The 14,736-nt window shown below is 69.4% G+C and carries 9 protein-coding genes and 2 CRISPR repeat arrays (1 of these 11 running past the window's edge); all 9 genes read right to left on the bottom strand.

The genetic code is table 11. From position 1 onward, the window contains the following. A CRISPR array of direct repeats spans positions 1 to 1,129; the repeat unit is 29 nt; unit sequence GTCAGCTCCGCGCGAGCGGAGGTGTTCCG; it reaches 2,683 nt to the left of the window's first position. A gap of 501 nt (positions 1,130 to 1,630) precedes the next feature. Next, complete coding sequence (cas2e, locus tag OG226_RS42055) at positions 1,631 to 1,942, bottom strand: type I-E CRISPR-associated endoribonuclease Cas2e (RefSeq protein WP_329352026.1); 312 nt, start codon at positions 1,940 to 1,942, stop codon at positions 1,631 to 1,633. Positions 1,943 to 1,978: 36 nt separating this feature from the next. Next, a complete protein-coding gene (cas1e, locus tag OG226_RS42050) occupies positions 1,979 to 2,965 on the bottom strand; it encodes a type I-E CRISPR-associated endonuclease Cas1e (RefSeq protein WP_329352025.1) in 987 nt (328 codons plus the stop codon). Further along, positions 2,962 to 3,633 carry a type I-E CRISPR-associated protein Cas6/Cse3/CasE gene (gene cas6e, locus OG226_RS42045; RefSeq protein WP_329352024.1) on the bottom strand — a complete coding sequence of 224 codons (672 nt, stop codon included), beginning with the start codon at positions 3,631 to 3,633 and terminating at the stop codon, positions 2,962 to 2,964. The genes cas1e and cas6e overlap by 4 nt, the downstream gene beginning before the upstream one ends. Continuing rightward, on the bottom strand, positions 3,630 to 4,460 hold the full coding sequence (gene cas5e, locus OG226_RS42040) for a type I-E CRISPR-associated protein Cas5/CasD (protein WP_329352023.1): 831 nt from the start codon (positions 4,458 to 4,460) through the stop codon (positions 3,630 to 3,632). The genes cas6e and cas5e overlap by 4 nt, the downstream gene beginning before the upstream one ends. Further along, a complete protein-coding gene (gene cas7e, locus OG226_RS42035; RefSeq protein WP_329352022.1) occupies positions 4,457 to 5,629 on the bottom strand; it encodes a type I-E CRISPR-associated protein Cas7/Cse4/CasC in 1,173 nt (390 codons plus the stop codon). The genes cas5e and cas7e overlap by 4 nt, the downstream gene beginning before the upstream one ends. A gap of 67 nt (positions 5,630 to 5,696) precedes the next feature. Beyond that, the gene (gene casB / locus OG226_RS42030; protein ID WP_329352021.1) at positions 5,697 to 6,383 is read right to left on the bottom strand and encodes a type I-E CRISPR-associated protein Cse2/CasB; all 687 of its coding nucleotides are present in this window, start codon (positions 6,381 to 6,383) and stop codon (positions 5,697 to 5,699) included. A 42-nt stretch (positions 6,384 to 6,425) separates the two neighbouring features. Continuing rightward, complete coding sequence (casA, locus tag OG226_RS42025; RefSeq protein WP_329352020.1) at positions 6,426 to 8,000, bottom strand: type I-E CRISPR-associated protein Cse1/CasA; 1,575 nt, start codon at positions 7,998 to 8,000, stop codon at positions 6,426 to 6,428. 230 nt (positions 8,001 to 8,230) lie between these two features. Beyond that, the gene (locus tag OG226_RS42020) at positions 8,231 to 11,086 is read right to left on the bottom strand and encodes a CRISPR-associated endonuclease Cas3'' (protein WP_329352019.1); all 2,856 of its coding nucleotides are present in this window, start codon (positions 11,084 to 11,086) and stop codon (positions 8,231 to 8,233) included. 216 nt (positions 11,087 to 11,302) lie between these two features. Continuing rightward, a CRISPR array of direct repeats spans positions 11,303 to 13,710; the repeat unit is 29 nt; unit sequence GTCAGCTCCGCGCGAGCGGAGGTGTTCCG. 94 nt (positions 13,711 to 13,804) lie between these two features. Then, the gene (locus tag OG226_RS42015; protein ID WP_329352018.1) at positions 13,805 to 14,365 is read right to left on the bottom strand and encodes a hypothetical protein; all 561 of its coding nucleotides are present in this window, start codon (positions 14,363 to 14,365) and stop codon (positions 13,805 to 13,807) included. Positions 14,366 to 14,736: the final 371 nt, after the last annotated feature.

Raw genomic sequence — 14,736 nt, 5'->3', positions numbered from 1 at the left:
TCGTCAGCTCCGCGCGAGCGGAGGCGTTCCGTCCGACGACTGGCCCGACGTCATGGAGGCCGCGTCAGCTTCGCGCGAGCGGAGGTGTTCCGTTCGGGTACGTCGCGTTGGGGTCGAGCTGGAGGTCAGCTCGGCGCGAGCGGAGGTGTTCCGCACGGCCGCACCGTGTGCCGCCTGTGCGAGGAGTCAGCTCCGCGCTAGCGGAGGTGTCCCGACGCACGCGCAGACGTGCAGGAGCAGGGGCACGTCAGCTCCGCGCGAGCGGAGGTGTCCCGCTACCTGCCCGGAGCCTGCGTACGCCGAGCGAGTCAGCTCCGCGCGAGAGGAGGTGTTCCGCCGAAGAGCGGCCCGTTTACGTTCGACCTGATGCCAGCTCCGCGCGAGCGGAGGTGTGCCGTACTCGTCGCACTCGCGGTCCAGGCACTCCAGGTCAGCTCCGCACGAGCGGAGATGTGCCGTCGGTGAAGGTCTACAACCCGGTGCACGAGGCGTCAGCTCCGCGCGAGCGAAGGTGTGCCGTTCACCTCGGCGCCGACGCTGGGGTACTCAGAGTCAGCTCCGCGCGAGCGGAGGTGTGCTGGCGGTGTAGGCCGCGGGTCCACATGGGGTTGGGTCAGCTCCGCGCGAGCGGAGGTGTTCCGATCGGCGCGGTCAGGATACCCAGGACGGAGGCGTCGGCTCCGCGCGAGCGGAAGTGTTCCGTCCGAAGTCGCGGGAATGCTGGTGTGTGCCGAGTCGCCTCCGCGCGAGCGGAGGTATTTCGTCCTCGCCTTGGCCGCGAACGGCTACACCAACGTCAGCTCCGCGCGAGCGGAGGTGTTCCGACGTGCTCCGCGTACATCTCGCGGACCTGCGCGTCAGCTCCGCGCGAGCGGAGGTGTTCCGTCCTCGTCCAGGTCGGCGCCCTTCTGCGCGGCGTCAGCTCCGCGCGAGCGGAGGTGTCCCGTACATCGCGTGGTCGCTGCTGCGGTACGCGACGTCAGCTCCGCGCGAGCGGAGGTGTCCCGCCGAGAGCGGGGCCGGCCAATCGCGCGGTGGCGTCGGCTCCGCGCGAGCCGAGGTGTTCGGCGACCGACTTCCGAGCGTCGAGCTGCTCCTCGGTCAGCTCCGCGCGAGTGGAGGCGTTCCGTCGCTCGGCGAGGTACGGGCCCACGCGAAGCGGTGAGCTCCGCGCGGGCCGAGAGCACTCGACCTGCACGCGAAGTCGTTCAGCACCCGGCGGGTCACCTCCGCTCGCACGGAGAGCACGACGCGTTCTTTGGTGAGCCGGTCGAGTTGGGCGGGTCACCTCCGCTCGCACGGAGAGCACGGGTCGACGACCGCCGGATGGACCTACCTCACCGGGTCACCTCCGCTCGCACGGAGAGCACGGATTCGTACGGCACGACGTTCCACCCGGGGGTGGGTCACCTCCGCTCCCACGGAGAGCACCCCGACACGACGTCGGCGAAGGTGTCCTTGTCCGGGTCACCTCCGCTCGCACGGAGAGCACCACTGCGGGGTCTCGATGTCCCGGCCTGCCGCCGGGTCACCTCCGCTCGCACGGAGAGCACCGCTCCGGAGAGCAAGAGGCCATGGCCCACCGCGGGTCACCTCCGCTTGCACGGAGAGCACTTCCCGACCTGCGGTTTCAGAATGACTTTGCAGTATCTTTGTCTATCGCTTGAAAGGCGACCAGTGTCATGCCGTCAAAGTCCACGGGGCGTCGGCGTCGCGTTCCGGCTGTGCGGACTTCGAAGCCCTGTTCGTTGTCGCTGGGGTAGATCAGGACTGAGGACCCGTCACTGGTGCACGCGGCCACGGATGACCAGAGTTCGTCCCGCACGCGGGCTGAGACGGTGCCTACGTACAACTCAGGTGTTACTTCGATGAGCCAGCGGGTGAGGGCTCCGCGTAGGTGGTCTGGGACGGCGGTGGCGGAGATGGTGATCATGGAGGGCATGGCGGTGCGCTCTTCCTCGTCGGGCGGCTTTGGTTGTCATGTCTCGGTTGCATGGTTGATGCCGCCTGGGACGGGGCCGGCCACCGGGTCCCACAGGTCGACGAGTTGCTCCTCGGGGTCGGGGACTTCCCGGCCGGATCCGGGGTCGAGGAGTTCCTGGATGTCGGTGACGATCTGGGGGAGCAATTTGAACAGTCGCAGGCCGTTGCGGAAGGAGCGTCGGGCTTCGGCTTCTGGGTTGGTGGAGTTGTGGAGGGAGAAGGCCAGAGGGATCGTGAGGTCGGCTTTGTACAGGTCGGCTATGTCGTAGACGAAGGCCTGTTGGTTTCCGTTGTGGACGTATCCGAGGGCTGGTGAGCAGCCGAGGGCGAGGATGGCTGCGTGGACGATGCCGTAGAGGCAGGTGTTGGCGGAGGAGAGGGCGAGGTTGACCGGGTCCTGGGTGTCCCACGAGGCGGGGTCGTAGGCGCGGCGGAATCGGCCGATGCGGTATTGCTGGGCGAGGAGGCGGTAGTGGGCTTTGACACGTTGTCCTTCGAGTCCGCGGAGTTGGGCGAGGCTTGTGCCGGGCGGGACGGTGCCGGTTCCGAATCGTTTTTCGTACATGGCGGTGGCTATGGCCAGGCGGCGGTTGTCGTCGGCCCAGGTCCGGGTCTGGCGTTCGAGCCAGGCGGTGGTCAGAGAGTCGGGGAGTGCTGCGGCGTATGTGCGGACGCCGCCTGAGCCGGTGATGACGACCGTGGTGCCGTGGCGGGCGAAGGTGGCGAGTGCGCGGGCGGTGATGGAGGTTCCTGGACCGAGGAGGACGCAGCTCAGGGCGGCGGTGGGTAAGTAAACCGTTTCCGTGCCGCGTTGTTCGCTGGTCACCTCGGCGCGGACTCCGGTGTCGTCCTGGTGGATGCGCACGATGTCGAGGTAGAGGAAGGAGAGGGAGTCGGCGATGCGGGGGAGCATCGCGACGGTGGGGGCGGCGAGTTTGCGTCGTGCCTGGCTGGGGGTGCGGGCGGGGGCTGGTTGGTTCATGGGGTGTTCCGTGTGGGGGCGATGCTGAGGAGGCCGCAGCCGTAGGCCTTGCCGCGGCCGATGCCGTCGGTGATTTTCTGGCGGAGGAGGTCGGGGTCGGTGATGGTGGCGGTTCCGTCGAAGCGGGTGCGGGTGTGGCGGATGCGTTGCGGGCTGCCTGTTGTGGGGGTGCGGGTGGCGTGGGCGGCGTCAAGGGGGTGGGAGTTGAGGGTGAGGGGTTTCAGGCCGGCGGTGTCGGTTTGGCGGGTCCACCATTCGTCGGCGTGGGCGCCGGTGAGGGGGATGACGGCGGGGAGGTTGTAGAGGGCGCGGGTGGTGGCGCCGGGTTTGCGTACGGGGCTGGCGGCGCAGCGGTAGCGGATGGTCAGGCCGGGTTTGAGGGCGTCGAGGAGGGGGTCTAGGGGGCGGCTTTGGGTGGTGCCGTAGTCGTCGGGGAGTTGGGTGAGGTCGGGCTGGTGGGTGCTTTGCAGGAGGATGTGCGGTCCGGCGGGGGTGTCGTCGATGCGGAAGAGGACGCCGAATTGGGCGCGGGGGTCGGGACCGGCGGCGGAGGGATACAGGGACATGAGGCGGCGGTGGAGGTTCATTGCTGCTGTGTTGCCGGTGAGGTCGCGGCGGGCCTCCTGGGCGCGGGGGTTGGGGATGATGCGGGTCAGCCAGACGCTCAACGGGGGCTCCTTTGGGGCTGGTTGAGGTGTTCGTTGAGGTAGGTGGTGAGGGTGCGGAGATGGTCGGTGCCCAGGCCGGTGTGCTGGTGTGCGGGGAGGTGGAGGGTGCGCCGGTAGAGGGGGCGGGCGCGGTAGGCGCGGTGGCGGGGGTGGAAGGTGAGTGGCTGGTCGTTGACGTCGCTGGCCGGGTGGGCGCCCGTTTCGGTGTCCGGCCGGGTGCTGCCTTGGGGCGCGGGCAGGCCATCGAGGGGGCGGTCGGAGAGGAACTCGGTGCCGTGCGTGTCGTGTGGGGGTGGGGGTGCGGCGATGGGGAGGTGGACGAGGTGGTGCAGGACGTCGTCGAAGTGGCCCAGGAGGCAGGGTCCTTCGGGTGGGCAGGAGCGGCGTCCGAGGTAGGGGGGCCAGTGCGGTGAGGCGAGGGCTGTCGCGGCGTCGGTGAGCAGGGCGGTGTCGTCGGCGGTGAGGGCGAGGGTGAAGGCGGCGTCGGCGAGGTAGTTGCGGTGGGTCAGGAGGGTGCCGGTGTCGCCGCTGCGTTTCTTGCCCTCGGCTGTGGTGACGGTGGCCTTGGCGGGCAGTCCGCCGCCGACGGTGTGCAGGTCTCGCAGGAGGACGCCGGGCCGGTCGGTGCGGACTGTGATGGACAGGCGGGTGAGGTCGTCGAGGCTCTCGCCGCGGCGGCGCCCCAGGGCGGCGGCGATCAGGCCGATGACGCCGGAGCGGGTGGGGAAGAGGGCGGTGTCGCGTTCGTTGAAGTGGCTGCGCTCGCCCCAGGACTGCAGCGGCCCGGTCAGGCGCAGCAGGATGCCTGGTTCGGCGGTGGCGCTCACGCGGCGGCCTTGGGGGTGAGGGCGGCGTGCAGGGCGGTGGTGATGAGGTCGTCGAAGGAGTCGCGGCGCTCGCCGAGTCCGGTGAGGTCCTTGGTCTCGAGGCTGGCCCAGCCGGAGGTGAGGATGGCGCGGGTGCCCATCAGGGTGTTGGCGGCTTGGGCGTATGCGGCGAGCTGGGTGCGGGAGACGTCGGCGAAGCCGCCCTGAGGGCTTGCTTGGACGGGCTTTTCGAATGCGGCCGCGTAGGAGAGGGGGCGGTCGGTGCGTACGGAGAGGTGCACCAGGTCGGGGATGGTGTGCGGGGCGGTGGAGTTCTTTTTGGCCTGGGGCAGTGAGGTGATGAAGGAGGTCAGGAAGGCGGCGGTCAGCTCGCGGGCGGCGGCGGGTTCGTCGCCGATGTTGGCCATGAGGTCGCGCAGGTCGAGGGTGGCGTAGCGGTAGAAGGTGCCGGCGCTGAACTCGGCGTGGCCCATGTGGCCGCTGCCGGTGGCGTCGTTCCACAGGGCGGTGACGTCGTCGACGGCGGAGAAGTAGTCGAGTTCGACGTCGGTCTCGTGTGTGGTGAGTGCGTGGGCGACTTGGACGGCGCCGTCGACGCCGGCGTCGTCGATCTCGGCGAGCATCCGTCCGAAGAGGTTGATGACGCCGTTGCGGGAGCGCAGTACGGCTTCCACCTTGTTCGCGGGCAGGATGCTCTTGTCGGCGGGCTTTTTGATGTCGTTGGCCTGCTCCAGGGCGTCGCGGTGCTGTTCGGCGAGGTCGGCCAGTTCGATGACTGCGGCTTCGGGCACGTAGACCATCGCGTTGGTGAGCACTTTGTTGGGGACGGTCTGCTTGGTGTCGCCGGGTGTCTTGGCGAGTTCGAACTTGATGCCGCTGGCCGCCGCAGTGTGGCCGCCGGCCCGCTGGGCCAGCTCGGTGGGCCAGCCGCGGTTTTCCAGTTCGCGGGTGACGCGTTCGCCGATGCGGCGGGTGCGCAGGGCGGCGTCGCCGATGTGGTCTTCGAAGACGTTGCGGATGGCGCGCTTCCAGGACTGGCTGCTGACGCGGGTGCGCAGGGTGTTGCCGTACTGGACGGTCTTGACGGAGTTGGTGTCGTCGCGGTTGAGGTTGGCGAAGGGGACGGACTGCAGGACGTGGATGTCGATGAAGCGGGCCGGTGCGGGCATGGAGGGTTCCTCGTTCCTTGAGTGGGTGAAGGTGTGGGGCCGGCTGGCGGGTGGGCTTACTGTCCGGTCACGTGCCGGCGCTGGGGTTGTCGGCCTCGTCCTGGTCGGTGAGATCCGCGTACTCGCGCAGGGCGCGGGTGCGCTGGAGGTAGTAGTGCTGCAGCCAGCGCCGGGAGATCTTCCCGGAGTGGGTGGGCCAGGTGATCAGGTCGGACAGCAGCTGCGCCCAGTCGACGGGTACGCCGATCTCGCGCAGGTAGCCGACGGCGGCGGGCAGGTGCCGGTACAGCCCGTTGCTGCTCTGCCGTGTCAGGAGGTTCAGACGTGATTCGGCGGTGGATTCCCGCATCTCCCGTTCCCGGCCTGGACTTTCGGTCACCGCGAGCGCGAACGTGTGGCCCAGGCTTGTGCCGTAGCGAGGTGGGGGTGCTTCGTTGGGGGCTGCGGCATCCGGATCGGCGGCGGCTTCCGTCTCCGGGGCGGCGTAGCTGCTGCGGGGCTGTGCGGCGATCATCGAGGCCACCGCGTAGTACGCCCGCTGCTCGGACTGGGGCCCCTGTCCCTTGCGGGGCAGCCACGGGGCGACGAAGCGGTGCATGCGCGGCACGTCGTCGAGGTCACGCCGCAGTCCGCTGCGTAGCGCGGTGCGTGCGCCGGGATCGTCCCGGCACAGCTCCTCGATCCAGCGGGTGTAGGCGACAAGTCGCCTTCTCCGGGCGGTAGTTGGGTCGTCGGTGACGGTCTGGGCGGTCATGGAGAGCCTTCCTGGGCTGTGGGGATGGCGGGGGTTTCGCCGTCAGGCGGTTGGTGTGCCCGCCGTCTTCTTCTTGCGTACGCCGCCGAACAGCTCGATGCGGGCGTCGGAGACGGCCTTCGCGCCGCGCTGGGTCCGGGTGATGGAGGCGGTGACCGTCTCGTACGTGTCGGCGGCCAGACACAGGAACGCGGCGCGGGCCGTGGCGGAGTCGAAACCGGCGTTCGGTTCCTGGCCGGTACGATCAAGCCGGCGGAAGCGGTGCCAGAACTCGGCTTCGGCACCGGGCCAGTAGCGGGCTGCGGCCTCGGCGGCCCAGGTGTCGCCGTTCGCTTTCGCGTCGTTGGTGTACTCGGCCCAGGCGCGTTTGACCGCGCGCTCCAGACGGCGGCCGTACAGCTCGCCAAGCTGGCGCATGCGGCCCACGGCCGGAGCGGTCGCCGGCGCTTCCTCCTCTACGAGGCCCAGTACGGGAGGTGTGGCGGCGTCGACGAACTGGGTGTCCTTGGCCTGGCCTTCCTGCTCGAAGCCCAGTGCCCGTACCCGCAGGTCCTCGGACACTTCGCTCGCGTACTCGAACACCTTCGGGCGTTCAGGCCGGGCCGTGCCGGGGGGCTCTGTGAGGAGCAGGGCGTCCAGGTCCCGCCACAGCGCGCGCCGGGCGTCGGCCGGGCGCGGATAGCGGTTGCCCTGCTGGCTGATCTGCCAGATCAGGTAGTTGTCGTCGCGGGGGATGCGGCCGGTGCGATATGCCCAGGTGATGTAGGCATCCCGCACCAGCTGTGGGTTGTCGTCGTCCGGGACGAGGAGCAGGGCGTGCTGGGAGCAGGCGGTCAGTCGTGAACAAGGTCCGGTCGGCAGGCGCGGTGCCTCGTCGGGGTCGGGCATCTCCTCCCATTCCCAGGGGCAGGGATCGTCCTCCCGTCGTACGGTCTGCGGGGGCTGGACCAGGCCCGCCAGCAGTGTCTCGAAGAGAGTCTCTCCTTCGGGGTGGTAGGACAGAGCGGTACGCAGCGGGCCGGCGGTGGTGCTGGCGGTCTTGACTCCATTCACCTTGCGGGCCGAACAGCGCCCGGAGGGCCCGTAGTAGTGCCACACCAGCAGATTCAGCACCGCCTCGGCCGCCGCGGGCAGGTCAGGACGGGCGTCGCTGCCGTGCCGGAACCAGGCATGAGCGTTGCCCGCCGGACGCGTCACGATCAGCTTGTTCACCCCGGCTGTGTTGTCCGCGTCGCACTGCTCGGCCAGCCGCGCGTCCTGCATCCACGGGCGGCCGCCTTCAGGGTCGTGAAGGAAGAACCGGTGCCGGTAGCGGGCGATGTAGGCGTCGATCCCCTCAACGGGGAGCTGCCCGGCATCCACAATTCTCAGACGCCGCCCTGTCCAGGTGCCGGGCCCGGCCTCGTCCAGACCGGTCATCCGGGCGGTGAGGGCGTACAGGATGCGCAGCAGCGCGGAGTGCGCGGGAGGATCGGCGATCGCGAGTGTGGCGATGTCGCGGCTGCGCAGCAGCAGGTCCCGTAGCCCGACTTGCCCGGGGCGGTCTTCCGGTGTGCCGGGGGCCCACCGGACCGGGATCCAGGGCTCGTCGAACAAGTTGTAAATGCTGGTCGGCATCGGACTCCTGTCGCCGGGTTGCCGGTCACAATGGGGTGGGTCTCCGCTCGCGCGGAGGTGAGCCATGGGCTGCCCACGGGGCAATGTGGATCTCTCCCCCTGCCCGCGTCAGCGGGCGGACGCCGTCCCGGCAGCGGTGCCGGAGAACCCTCTATGCCGGGACGGCTGTTGCCAACCTAGGTAAGTGGGCTGCCCCACGGGGCGACTCCGCAACGGGTCACTCGAATGGGTTAATCGGCTTCCAGCCCAACGTGGGAGATGCTGATCGTCCGCTTCCCGTGGCTGCAGGTCCACGCGGGGTCGTTGCCGTCGTCGGCAGGCTGCATCCGGAGCAGGACCACATCGCGCAGTACCGGATGCTTCTCCCAGCCCTTCGGCGCCGGTTGCCCCTCGGCTCCGCGAAGCCAGCGGCCCGGCACCGGCGCCACATGCGCCATGACCTGAGCCAACGTGACGTGTCTCAGCCCGTGTTGGTCGCTGGCGGGCAGAGGAAGCATGCCGGTCTCATCGAGGGTGAGCGTGCCGTCCGGCTGCTCGTACAGGCACAGCACCCGTCCGGTATCCGCACCCAGCCTGGTGGTCAGCAGCTCTTCGGTGACCCCGGCCTCCCGGCGGCTGAGCTCGTAGAGGTTGCCGGCCACATCGGCGGGGGCGCAGATGGCGACCATGTCGGCCATGTGTGCCTCAGCTGCCTCGTCCGCCTGACGTTCGGCGTCCATCCGCCGCAGTTCTCGCTGCGCCGACCCGTCGAGGTGGTCCACGAAGTCCTCCGCGTACACGGCATCGACGAGGTCCTGGACGTCCCCCGGAACCGCGATGCCCGTCTGCGCCCGCTCGCGCAGCAGGTGCGCCGTGCGCTGCAGCAGCCCTGCGTCGTACACGGACCCCCAGGTGCGCGGCACCAGGGTGACACCGTTCTCGTCCACCGGTTCCAGGACGACCAGGCGCGGCGCGTCCTCCGGCAGCGCCCACGGCGGACGCCCTGTGGTGCCGCGCATGTGGCGGCGTCCACGCCCGGCGCGCTGCAGCAGCTGCGCCAGCGGGGCAAGGTCGCTGACGATCAGATCGAAGTCGAAGTCCAGCGACTGCTCCACCACCTGAGTGGCGACCAGGATGGAGGACGGGCGCGGCCCGGCGACGTCCGTGGCCGAACGGGGCTTGCCGTATGCCGACTCGCATTCGGCGGTGATGCGCTGTCGGGCGTGGGCCGGATAGCGCGAGTGCAGCAGCCGCAACCCGCCCTCGCACTCGGCGAGTTCGGGGAAGGCGGCACACAGGTCACGGAAGGTCTGCTGGGCTTCGGCCACCGTGGTGCAACACACCAGCGCTGTCCCGCCGTGCGCGGCGACCGGCTCCAGCGCCACCCGCAAAGCCTGGCGGCGGCCTCCCTTCTGTACGGCGCCGCCGACCGGTGCCGCCGTATCCCATACAACGTGCCGCAGCTGCACGTCCAGGATGCGCTCTCGTTCGCTGGCGACCTCACGCGGCGCGCAGACCTCGCCGCTCCCGGCATCGGTGAACACCCAGCCCGGGTAGCACGGGCTGACGGCGCACGGTTCGAGGAACCCGGCCCCACGACGGTAGGCGTCCACCAGGGAGGAGGCTGTGCGGCCGGACAGAGTCGCAGACAGCAGGACCACAGGAGCGCCGAACGCGCCGAGCCACTCCAGCAAGCGGGTCAGCAGCTGGTGCATCCACGGCCCGTAGGCATGCGCCTCATCGACCACGAACACCTTGTCCGACAGCCCGAACAACCGCAGCACGTTATAGGTGATGGGCAGCCCCGCGCTCAGCGCCTGGTCGATGGTGCCCACACCCAGCGGGGCCAGCAGCCCCCGCCTCCTCCCCCGCAACCACGCCCCGGCCTCGGTCGCGGTGGACGGGTCGGCACTCACCTCACCTGCCGCCGGTGCTTCCTCGCCGGATTGCCCCGTGGAGTAGGCGGGACTGAGCCAGGCCATGGAGTGCAGCAACGTCAAGGCCCGCTCACCGCCCAGGGAATGCTCCGCGAAGGCGCTGACCCGCGGGTACATGGCATCGGCGGTGGCCATCGTCGGCAACGCGAAGAACAGCCCCCGCGCCCCCGCCGCACGCCCCAGTACCGACGCCGCATACAAGGCCGCCTCGGTCTTCCCGTCCCCCGTTGGCGCCGTGATCAGCAGCAGCCCCGCTCCTTTCCCCTTCAGCATGCGTGGCAGATGCGCGACAAGGTCACTCTGGAGGGTGTTGGGCGTGAACGGGAACATGTCCTCAAAGCGCTCGGCATCAAACCGGGCCCGCCCCAGCTGCGCTCCTGTCACCAGTCCTGGGGCCGCCTTCTGCGTACGCTCCCAGTGCGCGTTGATCTCCTCCCGCGCCGCCTGCCAACCCACCGGCGGCAGCAGCGGGATGATCGCCTCCTTCTGACTCGCCAGCCAGTCCGCCACGACCACCAGCCCCGTCACGATGACCGCCAGCTCCGCCGGCAGCCCTCTCTCCGGCACTGCCCATGCACCTGTGACGCGCTGCAACTCCCCGAAGTGCGCACGCCGTTGAGCCGCCCAGCCATTCCCGCCGAGCCCCGGCTGATAGGCACTGCCGTGTACGACATGCTTGGCGAGCAGGACGGCACCAAAACACCCGTGGTGGCCGCCGAGCAGCTGCGCGACCTGGTGGCTCACCGCAGACCGCATCGAACGGCTGTCGCCGCGATAACCCGCCTCCTCGAAAAGCCGCACCAGCGCCCAGTGAGTGGCCATCTCATGACGAAACGCCCGCTCCCGCTCCGCCCCGGGCGCGGACACGTAGAACGAGTCGTCCCGGACCGCCGCGAACGCCCCAGGAACCTGAGCCTGAAACGGCGGAGTGATCTTCCCCAGATCGTGCAGCCCCGCCCAGAACGCCAGCACCCGCCGAGCCTCGGACCCCCTCAGCCCCAGCGCCCCCGCGATCTTCCCGCGTACCTGATCACTCAGGAGAACGTCCCATAGAGCCCCGAACACCCCCGCGGTATCCAGCAGATGACAGATCACCGGGTACGGATACGGCAACTCGCGTTCCTTGCCCCACAACCGCACATCGACCTGCGGAGCATCCACATCGTCCATGGCACGGTGTTCTAGCACCAGCCACTGACAACACCATCCGACCTGCGGACTCCCCAAGTCACCTACACCTGGGAGCCGTTACCCTCAATCACAGGAATGCCACCCAACCAGGACTCCAATTCCGCGCCCGCACCCTCCCTCAACAAGGCCAAGATCCAGAGCATCAGAGACGGTAAAGGAAACGCAAAAACCCTCTAACATTGCAGGTGGCGAAGTGTCAGCTCCGCGCGAGCGGAGGTGTTCCGCAGTGGCTGATGTACGAGGCGACCGAGCTGGCGTCAGCTCCGCGCGAGCGGAGGTGTTCCGGCCCACGGCGCCCTGATCGACCTGCGTCCTCTGTCAGCTCCGCGCGAGCGGAGGTGTTCCGTAACGGGAGACGGTTGACGGGCTGGTGTAAGAGTCAGCTCCGCGCGAGCGGAGGTGTTCCGGCATCCGGGACCTGACCCGCCGCCGCTCCACGGTCAGCTCCGCGCGAGCGGAGGTGTTCCGTCGTCGTAGCGGAGGGCGCCGGCTGAGTCCGAGTCAGCTCCGCGCGAGCGGAGGTGTTCCGATGCCACCGTCCGCGAACGACTGCTTCGGATAGTCAGCTCCGCGCGAGCGGAGGTGTTCCGTCTACGACGGTCACGCTGCCGCACCCCCCACCGTCAGCTCCGCGCGAGCGGAGGTGTTCCGACGCGCTTGGGGACGCGATCGCCTCCATCGTCGTCAGCTCCGCGCGAGCGGAGGTGTTCCGGCGTCGACGATCCCCGCCATGCCCTTGATGATGTCAGCTCCGCGCGAGCGGAGGTGTTCCGCCGCTGTTCCGCTCGATCCGGAGCGAGTCCGGGTCAGCTCCGCGCGAGCGGAGGTGTTCCGGCAGCAGCTGCTTGTCGACGACTTCCTCGGGCGTCAGCTCCGCGCGAGCGGAGGTGTTCCGCTGGTGCTGCCCCGGTGGCCGGTCACCGCGGTGTCAGCTCCGCGCGAGCGGAGGTGTTCCGGAAGACCAGGAACTGAACGACCCGAGGAACACGTCAGCTCCGCGCGAGCGGAGGTGTTCCGGACCCCACCGCCATCGTCTGGTTCCTGGCCGTGTCAGCTCCGCGCGAGCGGAGGTGTTCCGTCCGAGATGGTCAGCGTGAAGTCGCTGCCGTCGTCAGCTCCGCGCGAGCGGAGGTGTTCCGTGCAAGCCGTGGGAGGGCAAGATCCTCCGCCGGTCAGCTCCGCGCGAGCGGAGGTGTTCCGCAGAGTGCAGCGATCGTCGAACTGGCGGACCGGTCAGCTCCGCGCGAGCGGAGGTGTTCCGCCGGTCGCTTCCGTGCTCCCACGTCCCCTCCGGTCAGCTCCGCGCGAGCGGAGGTGTTCCGCAGCCGACCATGCCCTCACGGAACTCGGTGCCGTCAGCTCCGCGCGAGCGGAGGTGTTCCGCCGAGACTGCCCGAGGCCCGCCAGGCTGCCCAGTCAGCTCCGCGCGAGCGGAGGTGTTCCGTCCGCGATGGTCAGGGTGATGTCGGTGCCGTCGTCAGATCCGCGCGAGCGGAGGTGTTCCGACGATCAACCGGATCGAGCAGGGCGCCTACTCGTCAGCTCCGCGCGAGCGGCGGTGTTCCGCGGCGCATCCCGTTCGCGGTCGTCACCCCGGAGTCAGCTCCGCGCGAGCGGAGGTGTTCCGTGATTCCGGCTCGCATTAGCGCGATGGGGCAGGTCAGCTCCGCGCGAGCGGAGGTGTTCCGTCTGCGCCACCGGCCGAGACGCCTGGTGCGGCGTCAGCTCCGCGCGAGCGGAGGTGTTCCGATCGTCGCCGTGATCGCCGCGTTCCTGAAGGGGTCAGCTCCGCGCGAGCGGAGGTGTTCCGGTGGTCTGCAGGTGCCGCTGGGTTGCCTGGCTGTCACCTCCGCGCGAGCGGAGGTGTTCCAGATCATGACGAGGGCGGAGGTGCCCCGGAGCAGTCAGCTCCGCGCGAGCGGAGGTGTTCCGGCATGGCCGCCCACGGCTGATACTGGCAAGACGTCAGCTCCGCGCGAGCGGAGGTGTTCCGCCGAACCGCTCCACGACCAGCGAACGGCGCAGGTCAGCTCCGCGCGAGCGGAGGTGCTCCGGCGTTCTCGACAGGCTCCGGTGGTCGGTGGGCGTCAGCTCCGCGCGAGCGGACGTGTTCCGGCGGGTGGCCCAGTGCTCGTCCTGCTCAGCATGTCAGCTCCGCGCGAGCGGAGGTGTTTCGACGGCTGGGCGTCCTACTGGAACGCCAACTCGGTCAGCTCCGCGCGAGCGGAGGTGTTCCGGACCTGCCGGACCGGGCCGAGGTCCCTGTGCCGTCAGCTCCGCGCGAGCGGAGGTGTTCCGCCGCCGCCCGGCCGCTGGGAGCAGGCCGCAGCGTCAGCTCCGCGCGAGCGGAGGTGTTCCGCGGCGGCAGAACGGGCACTGGTGGCGGCTGACGTCAGCTCCGCGCGAGCGGAGGTGTTCCGGTCACCCGGGCGAGCGGGGCACGGCATGAGTAGTCAGCTCCGCGCGAGCGGAGGTGTTCCGTTCGTCGCTCTCCTCGCGTTCCTGCTCGTTCTGTTAGCTCCGCGTGAGCGGAGGTGTTCCGGGCATCACCATGGCGTCTCCCTCCGCTCCGATGTCAGCTCCGCGCGAGCGGAGGTGTTCTAGGCCCCCGGCCGCCGGCCGGGGGCCTTCTGAGCTCACTACTCGTTCTCGGTGGCTGCTGGATGCCGCATTCACTGCAGCGCCGGTTTGGTGTGGTCACGCTTCCAGCGTGGGTACGGGCGGCGCGGCGAGGACTTGACGCACGCTTTCGAAGACGGTCTGCCTTTTGAGGTGCAGGGATGTCAGCCGGTTCAGTAGGTCCCGACTCTTGGCTTCAACCTCTTCGTCGGAGTGCGGCGTCCTTGCATACTGCCGGAGCTCTTCGCTCAGCTGGTACATGAGCATCCCCCAGTCTTCAGTTGGCCCCACCACGCTGGTCGGCCCCAGTAGCTGGATGCTTTCTTCGGCTTTGGATGCGGAAAGGGTGATCTCTTGGATGCGGAGCGCGAAGTCCATTACTCCGCGGCTGTCGGTGGGAGCAGGTAGACGTTGATCAAGCTCCACCAGAAGGTGTGCGAGCGCGTTGAACCCGGTCCCGGCTGCACTGAGGAATGCGAGATACGCCTGCTGCCGTTGTCCGCGTAGCCACTGGCCATGTTCAACCGTGGCTTGGTCGGTGGTCTGTCTGCGGCCGACGATGATGCCGGTGAGGATGCCGCCGATGCCGAAGAATCCCGCGGCCACCGCTGCGACGACCGCTGCCCATGCTTCACTCATGCCGGCATCCTGCCGGGCTCGACCGGTGACTGGAGGTTCCGTGCCGAATGACGCCCCCACGATCGCCGCCACGGTGACCCCGCACGCGGGCCGAGGGTCAGCGCCGATGCCCTCGCTGCCGGCGCCTTGCCAGCCGACCGAGCTGCCCTGGTCGGCTCTAGTGCCGCGGCCGGTCGCCGGCCTGCCCTTGGCGAGTCATGGAGCGGCAGGGCGGGCCGGGGCCACCCGCAGCACCGGAGGAGCTGCGGGTGGCGGGGTGCGGCTGGGGTTCCTTCATCCGCTTGTTACCGACGGGTTGCTTTGCGGTGACGGCGTGCACGTAGCGTTCACCCTTGGCCTGATTGAACCCTGGCCGCGGTCCGTCCGTGTTG

Source organism: Streptomyces sp. NBC_01261, assembly GCF_036226385.1.
Taxonomy (GTDB): Bacteria; Actinomycetota; Actinomycetes; order Streptomycetales; family Streptomycetaceae; genus Streptomyces.
The sequence above is the reverse complement of the archived record's forward strand: the minus strand, read 5'-3'. Positions and strand labels throughout refer to the sequence as shown.

Excerpts from the sequence above, each read along its gene's own strand:
- cas2e (WP_329352026.1), bottom strand. The coding sequence starts at position 1,942 with ATGCCCTCCATGATCACCATCTCCGCCACCGCCGTCCCAGACCACCTA.
- cas1e (WP_329352025.1), bottom strand. The coding sequence starts at position 2,965 with ATGAACCAACCAGCCCCCGCCCGCACCCCCAGCCAGGCACGACGCAAA.
- cas7e (WP_329352022.1), bottom strand. The coding sequence starts at position 5,629 with ATGCCCGCACCGGCCCGCTTCATCGACATCCACGTCCTGCAGTCCGTC.
- casB (WP_329352021.1), bottom strand. The coding sequence starts at position 6,383 with ATGACCGCCCAGACCGTCACCGACGACCCAACTACCGCCCGGAGAAGG.
- casA (WP_329352020.1), bottom strand. The coding sequence starts at position 8,000 with ATGCCGACCAGCATTTACAACTTGTTCGACGAGCCCTGGATCCCGGTC.
- OG226_RS42020 (WP_329352019.1), bottom strand. The coding sequence starts at position 11,086 with ATGGACGATGTGGATGCTCCGCAGGTCGATGTGCGGTTGTGGGGCAAG.
- OG226_RS42015 (WP_329352018.1), bottom strand. The coding sequence starts at position 14,365 with ATGAGTGAAGCATGGGCAGCGGTCGTCGCAGCGGTGGCCGCGGGATTC.